At 56.7% G+C, this 16949-nt stretch carries 16 protein-coding genes; 5 read left to right on the top strand and 11 right to left on the bottom strand.

The window, feature by feature from the left end:
- From NBH13_RS04775 to NBH13_RS04765, 3 genes are all read left to right on the top strand, one after another.
- On the top strand, window positions 1–196 hold a 196-nt coding region (locus tag NBH13_RS04775), incomplete at its 5' end, for a hypothetical protein (RefSeq protein ID WP_250779136.1).
- 43 nt (window positions 197–239) lie between these two features.
- Window positions 240–599 carry a MarR family transcriptional regulator gene (locus NBH13_RS04770; protein ID WP_099570789.1) on the top strand — a complete coding sequence of 120 codons (360 nt, stop codon included), beginning with the start codon at window positions 240–242 and terminating at the stop codon, window positions 597–599.
- On the top strand, window positions 596–1396 hold the full coding sequence (locus NBH13_RS04765; RefSeq protein ID WP_099570790.1) for a dioxygenase: 801 nt from the start codon (window positions 596–598) through the stop codon (window positions 1394–1396). The genes NBH13_RS04770 and NBH13_RS04765 overlap by 4 nt, the downstream gene beginning before the upstream one ends.
- Window positions 1397–1526: 130 nt before the next feature.
- On the opposite strand, the gene pafA is transcribed toward NBH13_RS04765, so the two are convergent.
- The 5 genes from pafA to arc all read right to left on the bottom strand — a co-directional run bounded on the left by pafA (window position 1527) and on the right by arc (window position 7404).
- Window positions 1527–2993 carry a Pup--protein ligase gene (pafA, locus tag NBH13_RS04760; RefSeq protein ID WP_099570791.1) on the bottom strand — a complete coding sequence of 489 codons (1467 nt, stop codon included), beginning with the start codon at window positions 2991–2993 and terminating at the stop codon, window positions 1527–1529.
- A complete protein-coding gene (locus NBH13_RS04755; RefSeq protein WP_099570792.1) occupies window positions 2993–3184 on the bottom strand; it encodes a ubiquitin-like protein Pup in 192 nt (63 codons plus the stop codon). The genes pafA and NBH13_RS04755 overlap by 1 nt, the downstream gene beginning before the upstream one ends.
- Before the next feature lie 85 nt (window positions 3185–3269).
- On the bottom strand, window positions 3270–4100 hold the full coding sequence (locus tag NBH13_RS04750) for an inositol monophosphatase family protein (RefSeq protein ID WP_099570793.1): 831 nt from the start codon (window positions 4098–4100) through the stop codon (window positions 3270–3272).
- Between the two features lie 132 nt (window positions 4101–4232).
- On the bottom strand, window positions 4233–5816 hold the full coding sequence (dop, locus tag NBH13_RS04745) for a depupylase/deamidase Dop (protein WP_180753648.1): 1584 nt from the start codon (window positions 5814–5816) through the stop codon (window positions 4233–4235).
- A gap of 43 nt (window positions 5817–5859) precedes the next feature.
- Window positions 5860–7404, bottom strand: a complete 1545-nt coding sequence (gene arc, locus NBH13_RS04740; RefSeq protein ID WP_099570795.1) for a proteasome ATPase — start codon at window positions 7402–7404, stop codon at window positions 5860–5862.
- Window positions 7405–7523: 119 nt separating this feature from the next.
- Here arc and serB point away from each other — a divergent pair, with 119 nt between their 5' ends.
- Window positions 7524–8198 carry a phosphoserine phosphatase SerB gene (gene serB / locus NBH13_RS04735; protein ID WP_250779135.1) on the top strand — a complete coding sequence of 225 codons (675 nt, stop codon included), beginning with the start codon at window positions 7524–7526 and terminating at the stop codon, window positions 8196–8198.
- Between the two features lie 124 nt (window positions 8199–8322).
- Here serB and fmt read toward each other — a convergent pair whose 3' ends face one another.
- The 5 genes from fmt to rpoZ all read right to left on the bottom strand — a co-directional run bounded on the left by fmt (window position 8323) and on the right by rpoZ (window position 14110).
- On the bottom strand, window positions 8323–9285 hold the full coding sequence (gene fmt / locus NBH13_RS04730; protein WP_099570797.1) for a methionyl-tRNA formyltransferase: 963 nt from the start codon (window positions 9283–9285) through the stop codon (window positions 8323–8325).
- Between the two features lie 116 nt (window positions 9286–9401).
- The gene (locus NBH13_RS04725) at window positions 9402–10112 is read right to left on the bottom strand and encodes an HAD family hydrolase (RefSeq protein WP_250779134.1); all 711 of its coding nucleotides are present in this window, start codon (window positions 10110–10112) and stop codon (window positions 9402–9404) included.
- A gap of 76 nt (window positions 10113–10188) precedes the next feature.
- The gene (locus tag NBH13_RS04720; RefSeq protein WP_099570799.1) at window positions 10189–12420 is read right to left on the bottom strand and encodes a primosomal protein N'; all 2232 of its coding nucleotides are present in this window, start codon (window positions 12418–12420) and stop codon (window positions 10189–10191) included.
- A gap of 14 nt (window positions 12421–12434) precedes the next feature.
- Window positions 12435–13649 (bottom strand): methionine adenosyltransferase, encoded by a 1215-nt coding sequence (metK, locus tag NBH13_RS04715; protein ID WP_250779133.1) that lies wholly within the window; start codon window positions 13647–13649, stop codon window positions 12435–12437.
- Window positions 13650–13825: 176 nt separating this feature from the next.
- On the bottom strand, window positions 13826–14110 hold the full coding sequence (gene rpoZ, locus NBH13_RS04710; RefSeq protein WP_003836480.1) for a DNA-directed RNA polymerase subunit omega: 285 nt from the start codon (window positions 14108–14110) through the stop codon (window positions 13826–13828).
- Between the two features lie 213 nt (window positions 14111–14323).
- On the opposite strand from rpoZ, the gene ilvD reads away from it, so the two are divergent.
- The gene (gene ilvD, locus NBH13_RS04705; RefSeq protein WP_250779132.1) at window positions 14324–16183 is read left to right on the top strand and encodes a dihydroxy-acid dehydratase; all 1860 of its coding nucleotides are present in this window, start codon (window positions 14324–14326) and stop codon (window positions 16181–16183) included.
- Window positions 16184–16317: 134 nt separating this feature from the next.
- Here ilvD and gmk read toward each other — a convergent pair whose 3' ends face one another.
- Window positions 16318–16905, bottom strand: a complete 588-nt coding sequence (gene gmk, locus NBH13_RS04700) for a guanylate kinase (protein ID WP_250779131.1) — start codon at window positions 16903–16905, stop codon at window positions 16318–16320.
- Between the last annotated feature and the right edge of the window lie 44 nt (window positions 16906–16949).

Genomic DNA, 16949 nt, shown 5'->3' with positions numbered 1-16949 from the left:
TCCAGCGCCTCGCGGCGGAACCCGTCGTCGTAACGTCTCCTTCGATCCTCACGCATACGAAAGAACCGCACCTCCGATCATCGAATCTGAATTTCTTCAGTCCAACAATCGGGGTGCGGTTCAGTTCACGATGGTCGGGGCATCTGTTTTTTCTGATTCCCGCATGCAACCGTTTCTCAGGTTGATTCTGCGCTAGACTATGCATATTAGACATCGTGTCCATATAGATGGGGAATCTCATGACCGACCAACGCAAAGAAGTCATCAACCAACTGCACGAACTCAACATCTTGATACTGCACACTAAGCTCAAGGCGACGCGCACACAGAGCGTGCTTCGCGCCGCGACACGGGTACGCAACGTCGAAGCGGCCCGTCGGGGCGTGGCGCCACTACAGCAGCTTCCAAAATCATCAGGCACGGCAGCGCATATGCTTGACTGTCTGAACGAAGAGGAGCTTTCCACTCTCAGCGAACTTCTGCGGCGTATCATCGACAACACCGACACCAGACTCCTCGACGAAGAGTACGCGGAACGACGCAAAGCCATCCATGAATTTCTTATGCTGAATCACACAGACACGGAGGTGCGGGAATGAGCGACGAGCAGGAGGCCACTCCCGAGGCAAACGACCCCAAACCAATTCGTATCGGCAAACGATCCCTATTCGCTCCAAGTGAGGCCGTGGCCGTGGAACAGCATTCCGTGACGCCTCACGTGTCACGCACCCGTTATGGAACCGCGCGCGTCGAAGGTCGTCTCTCCTCCCCCAATGCGCGAGTGCCCGAAGTCATATCGCAGCATTGCGGCGGCATCACAGTCAAAGGCCATACTCTCAAATCGTTCGCCTATACCACCGATGCCGTGATTATTCGCAACACCAATGCCAACGCCATTCTCGCCGTCTACCCGTTCACCGGCGAGCCGGTTATCACACAAGCGCTGCTCACTGTAGCCCAAATGCCGTTGTTCGTGGGCGTGGGCGGTGGCACCACCACAGGTCCACGTGTGGCCGAATTGGCTATGGTAGCCGAAATGCAAGGCGCGGCAGGCGTTGTCATCAATGCGCCAGCTCCTGCGGAAACCATCGAGACCACCATGTTGATGGTTGACATTCCAGTCATCGCCACAGTCACAGAAGACGATGAGATCACCGAATGCAAGATCCTTGCCGGCGCGGCTATCATCAATGTGGCGGCAGGCGCACGCACCGCTCAGGTTGTGGCAAGCATCCGCATGCATCACCCGGAAATCCCGATTCTCGCATCAGGAGGCGGTTCCGAAGAACGCATTCTCGCTACCATCGAAGCGGGTGCGGACGCCATTACATGGACGCCGCCAAGCGCGCAGCAGCTGCAATCGCAGATGATGGCGAAATACCGCGGTGAAGCCTGACTTGAATCGGTCTAAAACGACACTAACCGCTTTAGAATCACGTAACGAAATAGCGGAACACGAATACGAGAGTGGGGCACGGTCCATAAACCTCGACCGTGCCCCACTCTCGTAGATGCATGCAGACCATCTATGCCAAAGCATCAAGCATGGCCTGGAAATCCTCGTTCCCTTCACATTGAAATGGATCGAGCAAGACCATGTCCATCTTCTGCGGCGTCTGCAACGACAACCTGGTCCAATCGCAGGAATACTGCGCGCCATACGCCTTGGCCGCGCAGACAAACCTGCCACGCAATGCGGCACGTGTATCTGCCGGAGGCGTGGTGCGGGCCTTCTGAGCCTGCCGATCGCCAATCAATGAACACAAAGCCCCACGACGAAGCAACGAGTCATACAACGTGCCGTTGGCCACGTCATGATAATCCAAATCCAGTTGCTCCAATTTACACTGTGCAACCTTCCCACCGGAACGGGTACGCAGCGCTTCGAACAGGCGATGCTTGCACACCCAGTCCACCTTGCCGCTCAAGGCATCCACATTGCCGGAACGGAATGTTTCCAACGCATTGCGCCACAGACGAATCACATCGTGCACATCGGTGCGAGGCAACGACGAAGCCACTTCCGGATGCTCATCCACGAACTGTTCCACAGTCTGCAGATAACGTTCCTGCATGGCTACGGCACCACCCTGCAACGTCGATCCGTCGGCCATGTCAAACGACGCATTCACGCCGCTCAGATCATGGCTGACTGCACGATTGGCAGCGCCGGGATCCGTGAACGCGAAACGTGAGAATCCCGATTCATGCCCTTCACGCCCCGCCTGTTCAATGACACACAACACCAGATGCGTGGTGGCAAGCTTCATCATCGTGGCCCATTGGGAACGATTTGAATCGCCGATGATCACATGTAGTCTCCGGAAAGCGTCGGGATCAGCGTGCGGTTCGTCCCTGGTGTTGACCATTGGACGCGATCTTGTGGTGGCCGACGAAACGGCCTCATCCAGAAAATCGGCGCGCTGCGTGATCTGGAAACCCGATTCCGTCACCCTGCCTGCGCCAGTGAACACCTGACGCGTGATAAGAAACGGCAGCAATTCGTGTTCGATGACTTCCAACGGTACAAAACGTCGTACCAAGTAGTTTTCATGGCATCCGAACGAATGCCCCGCGGAATCCACGTTGTTTTTGAACACATGCACTGTGGCATGCGCCCCGTGAGTGGAACGGAGCCTCTGCTGGGCATCCTGCGCAAGGTCACGCATCACCAGTTCGCCAGCCGCATCCACAGCCAGAGCATCCATGGGATCGCAGGCCTCGGACGTGGCGTATTCGGGATGCGAGCCGACATCAAGATACAGTCGCGAACCGTTTTCAATATACGTATTGGTCGATCGCGCGGAGGCAACGATCGGCTGGAACATCATCATTGCCGTCTGGCTGGCGTCGCATGGCGCATCCGCGCCAGTCACACTGACGCCATATTCGGTTTCAATGCCGAAAATACGAGCGAAAGAATGAACCTCACGCAACGTTCCCGCATCAAGCGGAGACGAGGAATGATTGCCGCTGTCTCGCAGCTGTGGCATCACTCGCCGCCTTTTTGCACGAAACTACCGACGTATTCCTCGGCATTGGACTCGAGCACCGATTCGATATCGTCAAGCACGGCATCCAACGCATCAGTGGTTTCGTCGACTTGCACACCGGCGGATTCGACAATGTCACCCACCTCTTGACCTGCGGATGCGGATTGAGCCTGTTCAAATTCCTGAGGCATGACGTTCCTCCCTGTAACTCCCGGTTGCAAATCTACAAAAAACACTGCGCCACACCTTATATCAGGTGTGGCGCAGCATGCAACGCTATGCCAAATACTGGCTCAGATCGTTGGTGATCAGGCCGTTGGTGGCCACCACATCGTTCTCCTGACGCCAGTGAACGCCTTCGCCGTTCCACTGGGTCAGATGGCCTTGAGCCTCCCAAATCACCATGGCACCGGCGGACACGGCAGGCACGTCCCACTCATGCAAGTGCGGTTCGAAATACGCGTCGTACGTGCCGTCGGCCACCTTGCACAAATCAAGGGACGCCGGGCCGACACGTTTAATATCGGCAGGACGCCCGGCGATCTTCGCCACCACATCGAGCGCGCGCTGCGATTCGGACGATACCGGGGACATGCCGAAACTCACCACCGAACCATCGAGGGATGAGGCGGTTGAAGGAATGATTTTCTCGCGTTTGTCTCCCAGCGGGGTCCTGCGAATACGGATCGCGCCGGATCCACGCACCGCAAGATACGTCAATCCCAACGCCGGAGCGTGCACGACCGAAAGAATCGGCTGTGCGGAGCACCGGTCGTTGAATTCGAATAATGTCACGGTGATGGTCCATTCCGGCATGTTGCGTGCGAAATTGATCACGCCGTCGATGCCGCCCACGCACCAGTATCGTTGGCCGGGATAACACTGCTCCGGCCTCAGCTGCCAGAAGCCATCGAACACGTCGACATAGGTCAGACGGTTGCTGATGAACTGCTGTAGGCGCTCGTCGGTGTTTGAAGTGAAGTGGAAGCAGTCTTCGGACGCTTCCAGTTTTCTCATGTCGCGCGGATTCGTCTGGTCGCTCAACGCATGCTTGCCTGCGTCCTGCAGGATGCGTGCGACTTCGAGGGCGATTTGCCTCAGTTCCATAGATATGCCTTTTCGTTTCCTCTGTACAGTCCCGGCACGTCCTCTCCTCAAAATACCGGGATGATGTTACCTGTTGCCAATGGTCGTTCTTCGCGACCAATTGATGGCAATGTTACCCGCACAGATAGCATTTCACCGTAACATTTCCAAAATCGATGCCGCATCTTGGACACGTTCACAATAGCCAGAACATTGAGATTTGCTATATTTCAGAGGGTCTGACATATCCAATGAGACCATCGGATTCTCCACGGTATTATCACCAATCGTTCGATGACGCACGGTGAGATGAGACCATGACGCAGCCACGACCTGCTCGGGGAAGCGACGAATAATCTCAGCACGCAACCACGCACGAGTAGCCGATGGCGCTTCAACCGAAGCCTGTTCCAACTGCTCGTCCGTGACCAGACGTTCCGTTTGGTCACGCAACCGATCGAAAATCGAATCGACGGGATCGATCGCAGCCCATTTCAAATCAACGGCCGCGATGCGCGCATCATCCCAGCCAGAGCCGATCTTACGCCGCAGCTTCTCCAACAACTGCCATTTCAACAGCCATTCGACACGGGAAGCTTCCCCACGCATCGCAAGTCGCATATCATCGTCGGCATGGCGAATGGCCGCCACATCGGCGAGCGCCTGCCCCCACATCACCATGATGTTGCGGGTGGAGCGGTCCGGCCACGCCGGTTCGCCAGACGCATCGGTCCCATACACCACGGCCGAGGCGGCATACACCAGGGAACGCAATGTGACTTCGATCTGCCATGCCGTGGTTTCGCCGCCGTATTCCAGCGGCAACGCGGCACCCAATGTAAGATCGTGCGACACCTCATGCATGGCGTGCACCGGATCGGCAAGAGTGACCGGCTTCAAGGCCTCATCCATGTTCAATCCCGCCTCTTCGGCATGTTCAAGCAGCCAAAGCAGCATGCTGGTGGTGCCAAGCTTCAGCGCTTGCGGCACATCCATACGGTTTGCGTCGCCGACAATCACATGCAGTCTGCGATATTCGTCGGTGCTATGCGATTCGTCCCGCGTGTTGATGATCGGCCTGTCGAACGTGGTCTGCAAACCGACTTTCATATGGAAGTAGTCGGCACGTTGGCTGAGCTGGTAGCCTGTGGTTTCGCTCCGCTCGCCAATGCCGACGCGACCTGATCCCGTGAAGATCTGCCTCGCCACAAAATGGGCCGTCATGAGTTTCGCAACCTGGTTGAATGGCACCGAACGCAGCATCATGTAGTTTTCGTGAGTGCCCCAGCTTGCGCCTTTGCCGTCGACGTTATTGCGATGCAGCACGATTGCGGTGCCGGTCTGTTCGCTGGCTTTGCGTGCGCAGACGCGCATGATGCAGTCTCCGGCATGGTCATAGAGCACGGCATCAAAAGGATCATTGGTTTCGGGAGACGAGTATTCCGGATGCGCATGATCCACATACACACGTCCGCCATTGGCTGCGATCACGTTGGTGATGTTGAGTTGCGGCGCGTCGGTAAGCAGGTCGGGATGTGCCGCGGCGCGTTCCAGTCTGGTGCCTCGCGCGTCGTTGATGGGGTCTTCCTGCCGATAATCCCAGCGGATATGCTTAGTTCGTTCGTTCGCCGCGGCCCCAACCACGTCAAACGACAATTGCACGGGATTGTAATGCCCAAGTTTCGGCGCCGAGACCGCATATTCGGTTTCCGTGCCCATAATTCGACGAACGCTCATCGATATGACTTCCTTTCGTCTGTTTTCACATTGTTCGACGGCATTACGCCACCTGGCGGATGCTGGTCACATGCCCGGCATCCAAACCGTTGATGCGGCTCCACTGCTCCGGATCGGCATCCAGCACCGCATCTTGGGTTTCCATGAATTCCTCGTCGACTGCTTTGGCCAGCAAGTCGACACCGATCGCCGCGGGCTGGCCATCCTCAATGGAGATCTTCACGGCGCGGGTTTTGGCACGATCCACAATGTTCTTCAACACCGCTCCAGACACCACATCTGCCAGATATACCGGATGCCATTGGCCATGCTCATCACGCACATCGCACAGATGCCGATGTTCGTCGTTGGCATAAATGTCGTTGACCAGCACGCCAATCAGGGCCTTCGCATCCAGTCCCGGCGCCAGCGGCAGGTCATCGGTCAGATAATGGCGGATGATCTGCGCCGCCTGTGCCAATTTCGGACGTTCCACACGAATCTTCACGTCCAAACGTCCAGGGCGAAGCACGGCTGGATCAATCATGTCGATACGGTTCGATGCGCCAATCACCATAACATTGTCAAGCGTTTCCACACCGTCAAGTTCGGCCAAAAATTGCGGAACAATGGTTGTTTCCACGTCCGATGACACTCCAGATCCACGCGTGCGCAGCAACGAATCCATCTCATCGATGAACACAATCACCGGCTTGCCTTCCGCGGCACGTTCGCGCGCACGCTTGAAAATCATGCGGATCAACCGTTCCGACTCGCCCACGAACTTATTGAGCAGTTCCGGCCCCTTCACCGACAGAAACACACCCCTGCCGCCGGCCGCGCCTTCGGCAAGCGCATTGGCTACGGCCTTGGCGATCAAGGTTTTGCCATTGCCCGGAGGCCCATACAGCAGCACACCTTTCGGTGGCTTCAAATCATACCGTTCAAACAGTTCACGATGCAGGAACGGCATTTGCACGGCATCGCGAATGCGTTCGATCTGCTCGTCCAAACCGCCAATGTCGGCAAACGTGACATCCGGCACTTCCTCAAGCACCAGATCAGCATCATTCTGCGCGGGAACCAGCGCAAACGCGAATCGCATGGACGAATCGACCGTAACACGATCGGCCACATTGATCACAGCCTTCGCCAACGTGCCCGAACGGCGGACCAATGCAACATTACCGCCATTGTCGGCTACCAGTAATCGTCCATCATCAATAACCTGCTTCACCGTACGCACTGCACCCAACGTGTCGGTGTCAGCCTGCGAAACCACCACCATGTTTTCGTTGAGCAGCACGGTACGTCCCGCCTCAAGCCTGGACGCCTGCACATTCGCCGCAACCGGCACAATCATGCGTCGCGTACCGGAAATCACTTCGGCGCTGGCACGCTGTACACCCTGTTCGTCCGTTCGAGCGGAATACACGCGCACCATGGTGGCAAAGGTCATGGGAGGACCGGCCAACTGGTTCAGTTGCGCTTTGGCTTTGGTGAGCTCCTGAGTGGCGCGGTTCAATGCCTTGGCCAGCGCATGGTTCTTGGCCATCAACTGATCGTTTGCCTCGCCCAATGATGCCAACGTATCGTCACGCCGATCCATGCAGACCCCACTTCCAACACGCGGAAACACTCCGACAAACCCAAACCGGAATGCAACCGTCTCATACATTCACCCATTAAGAATACTCATTGTCCGCATGATTTCCGACAATCAAAACCATGCTTGAACAAGAATCGCCGAACATCGCACCCACGCCCACCCTTTCTCAGCCGGGTCTGCTGGTCATGGATGTGGATTCCACACTGATTGACGAGGAAGTCATCGACGAGTTGGGCGCCGCTGCTGGAATTGGCGAACAGATTGCGTCGATTACCGCACGCGCGATGAATGGCGAACTTGATTTTCGTGAGGCATTGCAGGCTCGCGTCGCATTGCTGAGGGATTTGCCGACTTCGGTATTCGATGATGTATATCGTCGTGTGCATTTTACGCACGGTGCGCTCGATTTGATTGATGCCTTGCATGCGCATGGTTGGAAGGTCGGCGTGGTTTCCGGCGGTTTTCATGAAGTCGTGGATCGTCTTGCCACCGACGCACATCTTGATTTTTGGATTGCGAATCGTTTGGAAGCCGCGGATGGCCGTCTGACCGGCCGTGTGCTTGGCGATATTGTTACGAAAGATGTGAAGTTGCAGTCGCTGTATGATTGGGCTTCACACATGGGCATCAGTATGGACCAGACTGTTGCGGTTGGTGATGGGGCCAATGATCTGCCGATGATTCATGCCGCCGGGCTCGGTGTGGCGTTCTGCGCCAAGCCTGCGGTTCAGGCGGACGCTCCACATCGTGTGAACGAACGCGATTTGATGCGGATTCTTGATTTTCTTCGTTGATTTGCCAAGCTTCGACTCTTCTGATGATTCGAACCGCAGTATCACAAGCTTGATATAGCAAAAGTTGCCGTGTGAAATCATGAGATTCACACGGCAACTTTATACGGCCTACCTGTTTCCGACTCTACTTGCAGTAGGCGCCGTCGAGATGAGCGCCTCTCGCCCAGTCGGCGGCACGCATGGCCTTTTTGCCTTGGGCTTTGACCTCAAGCAATTCCAGAGGATCTGAGGAAGTGCCCACCCATACGTTCTTCTTTCCGGCCACGATCCGCCCCGGCTCAAGCGAAGAGGGCGTGTTGGGATTGCCCATATCGGCGCTCTGCGCTCGAAGCACGTGCAGTATGGTCGGTTCGGCTTCAGCGTTGGCATGCAGTTCGCACCATGCGCCCGGATTGGGTGTGCAGGCCCGAATCTGACGATCCACCGCGAACACGGGAATGTCGAAACGAATATGCGCGTCTTCAACGGTGATCTTCTGAGCCACCTCATATGCGCCGGCAGACTGCTCCACCGGAGCGATCTGATCGTCGGCCATGGCCTGCAACGATGCGGCAAGCAGGTGCGATCCATCTTCGGCAAGACGGTTCAGAAGCTCGCCGGCAGTTTCGTGCGCTCCAATTTCCACGGTGGATTGCGCCAGAATCGGACCGGCATCCATGGCGCGCACAATACGGAACACCGTGGCACCAGTCACCTTTTCGCCGGCCCAAATGGAACGCTGCACAGGAGCCGCGCCACGCCACTGCGGAAGCAGCGAAAAATGCAGGTTATACCAGCCCATCGGCAACGCGTCGAGCACATCCTGCTTCAGGATTTTGCCGTACGCCACCACTGCGGCAGCCTGAGCTCCGGTGGCCGACAGTTCGGAAATGAAGGTTTCCTCGCTCGGATCGGATTCGATCACCGGCAGGCCAAGTTCAAGAGCGGCCTGCTTCACGGGATTCGGCACCAACTTGCGTCCACGACCGGTAGGCGCATCCGGTCGGGTGAGTACTGCGACCACTTCAAAATGCTCGGTGTCTTCAGCCAGCATCTTCAACGACGGCACAGCAACATCCGGAGTACCGGCAAACAGCACTTTCAGCATAGAAAGTCCTCCTTATCAAATCCTCATTCACATCGTTATCATCGTGGAATCATTCCGTCATATCAACAGCACACATATCAGCAGCGTGTGCAACAGGGGAACGCGACGCACCAACACTATGCCTGGCGCACTGCAGGAATCTTCACACCTGCATCGATGAGCAACGCACGCAATGCACGCGAATCCTTGAATCGAACGCCGCGAATGCCAGCATTGTTCGCACCTACGATATTCATGGCCTTATCATCCACGAATACCGCGCCGGAAGCGTCAATGCCGAACTGCTGCAACGCGAACTCGTAAATATCCTTGTTGGGCTTGCGCAGGGAAATGTACCCCGAAACCACACGATCGTTAAGACTGCGCAGAATATCGAAATTCTCAAGCGCGATCGGGAACAGGTCCTTCTGCCAGTTGCTCAATCCCCATACGCGCACGCCGGCAGCTTTCAAATCATTGATGAGCACGCGAGCGCCCGGCACCACGCCGGTCAGCGAGTCAACGAAATTGTCGAGATAGTACTGCAGCATGTCGGCCCACTTGTCTCCGTGACGTTCACGCATCAAGGCGACACCATCATCGTTCGACATGCCACAATCCAACTTGTCATTGATGTCATAAAAGCCGGAAATATCGTTGTCAAGGAACTGCTCAACAAGCTCGTCGCTATACCGTGGCGCCATCACGGCAACCGGATCCCAGTAGATGAGCACATTGCCGAAATCGAAAATCACATCGGTGATCGGTTTGTCCGCATTCGCCGCGGCTTCGCCGTCTGCCATGAGCACGTCGTACTCCATGTCAGGCTCTCCTGGCCAGCCCTTCATATGATCCTCCATTCATGCCATACGGCCTTATGCCGAACTTCAACCTATCTAGTTTTTCACGGCGAGGGGACGTGCGTCAGATTCGCTCCTTCGGATCAAGCTGGAAACGCAGCTCACCGGGCTCACGAGCGGCCACATGGCGGGCACTGGCGGAGCGCAAACGCAACGCCAATTCGCCACGTCGGCTTTGCGGCACACGCACCACGGCCTTGACACGATCCGCAGTACCTTCCAACTCACGTGAATCAATGGTTCGCGGCTGCGGAATGGGCACCGGCCCCAATACGGACGGCAGTACGCCTTCGGCGGTTTCGATGGTAGACATATCTCCCCCGCCCAATGCACCAATCCGCTCCAACGTGGCTTTCACCGCGTCACGGCGGCCCCACACGCAGGCAGCGGCGAACACTGGGGGCAATGCCGTCTGCTCACGTTCCTGTAGTTCGGTTTGCGCCAACAACGTTGAATTCCAAAGCATCAACGATTGGGCAAGCGTGGGATCGGTTTCTCCGATCAGCAGTGCCTGACCTCCCCTGATTCGCGGCGCGCATAGCGAAACCGCACGCATCCACGACGTTAACGTGTCTACGCCCGCGTCGATACCGAACGCGTACAGGCTGGTCCATGCGTCAAGAATGGCCACAGCACGGTATTCACACTCCGAAGGATTCCGCCCACGCACACGGGGTTCGGCACCGGGAGTGGCGATGACCAGCTGCGGCGTAAATCCAATATCGGGAACAATGCCACGCGGCTGGCTCGGCGTTGAAAGCACAATAGGAACGCCACGAAACAGCCGGCTCAGTTCCTGTGCAGTTCCCGCGGCCCCGACACGAACCACTCGCATGCGCTCGCCCTGGCATGCCGGGCAAGCCCATTGCACTGTGGCGGAGCCACACCAGCGGCATCGCACGGACCCGTCCAACAATCGTTCCAAAGGCCCGGTGCAATACGAACATCTCGCCTGTCGGTGACATTTCGCACAGCTCAATGCCTCGCTGATGCCGTCTTGCGGAATACTCAACAACACCGGGCCGCTTTCCAACGCCTTCGACAACACTCGCACCGCGGTGTGCGGCACACGCGCGCCAATGGTTGCATCCGCAAGTCTCGCCAGTTCATCGCGGTTGAGCCAACGAATCCACGGACTTGCCTCCTTGGTCACCGCAGGAAACGCATGAATAGGCGTGCTGAAACCGCTGACCTGAGTGGCTCTGACGTGCGCCGCATCGGTCTCCCACTGGCTTTGCACACTGCGCGCATTGGCCATCGCAACGAACACACCGTTATGCGATTTCGCGCGCAACCGCAGCACTCCACGAGCGTTGGCGTATGGCATCATGCCATCGGCATCCTGATAGCACACGTCGTCGAGTATGAAGAACAACGCATTGCCGTCCACCGGAGCATACATCGCCGCACGCGTGCCGATCACGCACCGAACCTGCCCCTCGCAGATGGCCAGATAGGCACGATACCGTTCCGCCGGCGCCATCTGCGCATTCAGAATGGCGAAATCGCCGTCATACGCTCCATTGGAGGATTGCATCGGTGCGAAAAGGCGCAAACCAATAGCCTGCAGGGTCTCAGCCATATCCTCAATCTCACGCATGGTCGGCAGCACCAGCACTGCCGGTTTACCCTGCAACAGCGCCGAAACCACCATCCATGCCGCACACTGCCGCCAATGATCGGCACCTGGAAGCGGATCGAACACGAACGATTGAAAACGTTGCGATTCCAATGCTTCATGAAGCAGATTGATATTGCCGTATTGCCGTTGCAGTTGTTCGTATGATTCCCGTTCGGCCTTGGCGAGCGACTCCCTGCGCCTGTTTTTTTCGATATTCGTCCGATTGCCGAGGCGCTGCTCCTGTTCGACTCGCGCCACGCGCGCAGGCACCGACAAACGTAGGATGTTGGCTCGTGTTCCACCGAACGCATCCGCGATAAGCGTAGCGTCATTCCGCATGGACGCAGGCACCAGCACACGATCGGAGACCACTCGTTCAATGAATCTCAACGACGATTCCGGGGTTTCGCTGGTGTCAGTTCTGTTCCATACAATGCCGTTAACCCGTTGCCCTCCGAAACGCACGCGCACCATTACGCCGGGTTGCGCATCTTCGGAATACTTCTCCTCGACGTAGTAGTCGAAGGTCTGCCCCAAATGGGTGGCTTGAATGTCCAGCACCACTTGGGCGATGGGATGCTCGGCAGCCGGCGTTTTGGGCGCAGGTGCACGTTTGCGCCGCTTGCGCGGGGCAAGCCCGTCAAGCGCCAGCTGTTCGGCATCCTCAGTACTCATGATTCAAGGGTAGCTCAGCCCTCGATGGCGGCTTTCAGCTCGTCGACCTTATTGGTGGCCTCCCAGGTGAAATCAGCATCGTCGCGTCCGAAATGACCATAAGCAGCGGTCTTGGAATAGATCGGACGCTTCAGGTCGAGCTCGTCGATAATGGCGGCCGGTCGAAGGTCGAACACCGTGCGCACAGCCTGCTGAATCTGCTCGCGGGTCACACCAATTTCAGTGCCATACGTTTCCACATTGATGGACACCGGATCGGCCACGCCAATGGCATACGCCACCTGCACTTCAACCTTATGCGCAAGGCCAGCGGCCACAATGTTCTTGGCCACCCAACGTGCCGCATAGGCCGCGGAACGATCCACCTTGCTCGGATCCTTGCCGGAGAACGCGCCGCCGCCATGATGCGCCGCACCACCATACGTATCGACGATGATCTTGCGACCGGTCAAACCGGCATCCGCGGCAGGACCGCCAAGCACAAACGAACCGGTCGGATTAACGAGCACGCGATATTCATCATGCGCCACACGATCGGCAAGCACATCGTCGAGCACCGGACGAATCACATGCTCCGTCAGCTGCTCCTTAAGCCATGCCTGATCGATTTGAGGATCATGCTGAGTGGAAACCAACACCGTGTCGAGACGAACGGGAGTATCGTTCTCATCGTATTCGATGGTCACCTGGGTCTTGCCATCCGGACGCAGATGAGGAACTTCGCCATTTTTGCGCACTTGCGTAAGACGATATGCCAAACGATGCGCCAAGTAAATCGGCAATGGCATCAACGCATCGGTCTCATCGCATGCATAGCCGAACATCACACCCTGATCGCCGGCACCTTGTGCTTCGTAACGCTGCTCGCGAGATGCCTGCGATTCCGCCTCACCACTCAAACGAGCCACACCCTGATTGATTTCGGAGCTCTGCTCGGTCAACGACACGGTCACACCGCAAGAATCAGCATCAAGACCGACACGGGAACTGGTATAGCCGATATTACGCACCACAGAACGCACAATGTTCTGAATGTCAGAATACCCATCACTCGTCACTTCTCCGAACACGAAGAACTGACCGACAGTGGCGCACGTCTCCACAGCGACATGAGACTGCGGATCCTGAGCAAGCATATCATCAAGAATCGCATCGGAAATCTGATCACAGACCTTGTCCGGATGCCCCTCCGTTACCGACTCAGCGGAAATCAACTTCAATTCAGCCATCTGGCTGCTCCTTTCACGAACGCCCCACACGTTCGTCCCTTCTGATTGCTACGAAAAACGCCCCGTCCTTCGCATACGCAATCAATAGTTTCATTGTGGACTATTCAAAGCGCACCGCTCAGGTATCGGGGCGAATGAAAATTCAAGATTTAGCTCTTGTTTCAAGAGCCGTCTCGTCAGTTGCCTTCGGTCAGATCGTCTTCGCCGAGGGTCTCCTCAAGCAGACCGTCGTTGATTTCACGGAAGGCGATGGATAGCGGCTTCTCCTGATTCTGATACTCCACCAGCGGACCGACGTTCTGCAGCAGGCCCTCGTTAAGCTGGGTGAAATAGGAATTGATCTGACGGGCGCGCTTGGCTGCAAAAATAGCCAGTGCATACTTGGAGTCAGCATGCTCCATCAAATCATCGATCGGCGGTTCCGCAAGACCGGTCGGGGTTGGCTGAGTGCCGAATGCCATATTGATTATCTCCCAATCATCAGATAAGCCAAAAGCTTCTTTTTCAAAGTCTCAAGTATAGGGCCGCCACTGGACCTGATTCAAGCCCTTTCTCTCATGTTTTCGGCAAACGCAAGCATCTTCGTCAACGCTCGCGAATGTAACGCTTCTGGAAATTCCACATAGTGACTCTTGACAAAACGCGTGTCCCACTTAACTACCACAATAGAGAACATGGAAATGCGATCTGCAAAACTGATGAATGGACGAGTATTCGCGGGCGCACGCGCCCTCTACCGTGCCGCTGGCGTGGACGGCAAGGATTTCGGCAAACCGATTATCGCCATTGCCAATTCCTTCGATGAGTTCCTGCCCGGCCACGTGCACCTGAACAAGGTCGGACGACTGATCTCCGAGGCCATCAAAGAAGCCGGCGGCATCCCGCGTGAGTTCAACACGATGGCCGTTGACGACGGCATCGCCATGGGCCACACCGGCATGCTGTACTCCCTACCGAGCCGTGACATCATCGCCGACACCGTCGAATACCAGGTCAACGCGCACTGCGCCGACGCCCTGATCTGCATCCCGAACTGCGACAAGGTCGTACCGGGCATGCTGATGGCCGCGCTGCGTCTGAACATTCCGACCGTCTTCGTCTCCGGCGGTCCGATGGAGGCCGGCACGACCGTGCTGCCTGACGGCACAGTGAAGAAGAACACCGATCTGATCGACGTGATGTACGCCTCCGCCGACGACAATCTGAACGAAGAGGATCTGCTCGCCTATGAGAAGACCGTCTGCCCGACCTGTGGTTCCTGCGCCGGCATGTTCACCGCGAATTCGATGAACTGCCTGACCGAGGCCATCGGTCTGGCCCTGCCAGGCAATGGCACCATTCTGGCTTCACACTCCTACCGCAAGGATTTGTTCAAGCGCGCCGCCGAACAGATCGTCAAAATCGCCAAGCAGTATTACGACGATGATGACGAGAGCGTGCTCCCGCGTTCCATCGCCACCAAGGAAGCGTTCGAGAACGCCATGACCATGGATGTGGCCATGGGCGGCTCCACCAACACCGTGCTGCACATCCTCGCCATGGCGCAGTCCGCCGACGTGGACTTCACGCTTGACGACATCGAGCGCATCTCCCACACCGTGCCCTGCATCTGCAAGGCTTCGCCGTCCGGCGAATGGGAGATCTCCGACGTGCATCGCGCCGGTGGCATCACCGGCATTCTCGGCGAGCTCGACCGCGCCGGCAAACTGCACCGCGACGTGCATTCCATCGATTACAAGACACTGGAAGACAAGCTCAACGACTGGGACATCATGCGCGATACCTGCACCGAGCAGGCCAAGCAGATGTATCTGGCCGCTCCGGGCCACATTGTCTCCCCGGATCCGTGGACGCACACCACCCTGTTCGATTCCCTCGACCGCGACCGTGTGAACGGCGCGATCCATGACATCGACCATCCGGCTGTCACCGAAGGCGGTCTGGCCGTGCTGCGCGGCAACCTCGCCCCTGACGGCTGCGTGGTGAAGACCGCCGGCGTACCGAAGGAGATCTGGACCTTCCGTGGACCGGCACTGGTCGTCGAATCCCAGGAGCAGGCCATCGAGGTCATCCTCAACGATACTCTGAAGCCCGGCATGGCGCTGGTCATCCGCTACGAGGGCCCGAAGGGCGGACCGGGCATGCAGGAGATGCTGTACCCGACCTCCTTCGTCAAGGGCAAGGGCATCGGCAAGCAGGTCGCCATGCTGACCGATGGCCGCTACTCCGGCGGTTCCTCCGGTCTGGCCATCGGCCATATCGCTCCCGAGGCCGCGAACAAGGGCCCGATTGCCCTGATCAAGAACGGCGACATCATCAATATCGATATCCCGAACCGTACGGTGAATGTCGAGCTGACCGATGAGGAGCTGGCCCAGCGCCGCGCCGAACTCGAAGCTGGCGACGGCTATGTGGCGCACCGCGACCGCAAGGTCTCCCAGGCGCTTAAGGCTTATGCGGCCTTCGCCCGTTCCGCAGATAAGGGCGCCACACGCGATCCGGAGCTGATCGACAAGCTTTCCGGTCTCGCCTGAGTTCTGGTGAATCTCAAATAATACATAATGAGGATTGCGCAGTTTATTTACTGCGCAATCCTCATTTTCTTTTTTTTTAAAAAAACATGCGCCCGATATATTCGAACGCATGTTGCAGTCTTTAATTATTATGATTACAGATTGAATTCCGTTGCAATAAGATTCCACAGTTCATTTGCAGCATCATCGACAACATTATTGACGATGACTTTGTCAAATTCAGGTTCAGCTGCAAGCTCGATTTTCGCGGTTTCCAAACGTTTCGCCTGCTGTTCCGGGGTTTCAGTACCACGCCCGACAAGACGGCGTTTCAATTCCTCGAACGACGGCGGCGCAATGAACACGGTCATCACATCAAGACCCAACTCCCCCGCACGCTGCTTGACGCTACGGGCACCTTGGATGTCGATTTCCAGAATGACGGGAATATTCTGTTCGAGATGTTCCACGACTGGTTTCACGGGCGTGCCGTAGTGAGCAAGACCGAAGACGTCAGCGGTTTCCAAAAACTCACCGGCATCTTCTTTGGCGAGAAACTCCTGTTCAGTCATGAAGAAGTAATTGACGCCATCCACCTCGCCTGGACGTGGTTTACGGGTCGTTGCAGATACCGATAGCCAGATCTGCGGATGCTGCTCACGTACGCGTCCCAAAACGGTGCCTTTACCAACACCGGCGGGGCCACAAAGTACAATCAAACGGCCATGACGAGAATCAGTCATTACATCCTCATTCTTCATAACAATCAACAGAACATGGAATATGG

This window comes from Bifidobacterium intestinale (genome assembly GCF_023656765.1).
Taxonomy (GTDB): domain Bacteria; phylum Actinomycetota; class Actinomycetes; order Actinomycetales; family Bifidobacteriaceae; genus Bifidobacterium; species Bifidobacterium hominis.
Note: the sequence above shows the minus strand (reverse complement) of the source record. Positions and strands in the feature narration are given on the sequence as shown.

Bases quoted from the DNA above. Each gene is read 5' to 3' on its own strand.
- NBH13_RS04770 (WP_099570789.1), top strand. From the start codon at position 240: ATGACCGACCAACGCAAAGAAGTCATCAACCAACTGCACGAACTCAAC.
- pafA (WP_099570791.1), bottom strand. From the start codon at position 2,993: ATGCCACAGCTGCGAGACAGCGGCAATCATTCCTCGTCTCCGCTTGAT.
- NBH13_RS04725 (WP_250779134.1), bottom strand. From the start codon at position 10,112: ATGAAGGGCTGGCCAGGAGAGCCTGACATGGAGTACGACGTGCTCATG.
- gmk (WP_250779131.1), bottom strand. From the start codon at position 16,905: ATGACTGATTCTCGTCATGGCCGTTTGATTGTACTTTGTGGCCCCGCC.
- NBH13_RS04755 (WP_099570792.1), bottom strand. From the start codon at position 3,184: ATGCCTCAGGAATTTGAACAGGCTCAATCCGCATCCGCAGGTCAAGAG.
- serB (WP_250779135.1), top strand. From the start codon at position 7,524: ATGCTTGAACAAGAATCGCCGAACATCGCACCCACGCCCACCCTTTCT.
- rpoZ (WP_003836480.1), bottom strand. From the start codon at position 14,110: ATGGCATTCGGCACTCAGCCAACCCCGACCGGTCTTGCGGAACCGCCG.
- ilvD (WP_250779132.1), top strand. From the start codon at position 14,324: ATGGAAATGCGATCTGCAAAACTGATGAATGGACGAGTATTCGCGGGC.
- NBH13_RS04750 (WP_099570793.1), bottom strand. From the start codon at position 4,100: ATGGAACTGAGGCAAATCGCCCTCGAAGTCGCACGCATCCTGCAGGAC.
- dop (WP_180753648.1), bottom strand. From the start codon at position 5,816: ATGAGCGTTCGTCGAATTATGGGCACGGAAACCGAATATGCGGTCTCG.
- NBH13_RS04720 (WP_099570799.1), bottom strand. From the start codon at position 12,420: ATGAGTACTGAGGATGCCGAACAGCTGGCGCTTGACGGGCTTGCCCCG.
- arc (WP_099570795.1), bottom strand. From the start codon at position 7,404: ATGGATCGGCGTGACGATACGTTGGCATCATTGGGCGAGGCAAACGAT.
- fmt (WP_099570797.1), bottom strand. From the start codon at position 9,285: ATGCTGAAAGTGCTGTTTGCCGGTACTCCGGATGTTGCTGTGCCGTCG.
- NBH13_RS04765 (WP_099570790.1), top strand. From the start codon at position 596: ATGAGCGACGAGCAGGAGGCCACTCCCGAGGCAAACGACCCCAAACCA.
- metK (WP_250779133.1), bottom strand. From the start codon at position 13,649: ATGGCTGAATTGAAGTTGATTTCCGCTGAGTCGGTAACGGAGGGGCAT.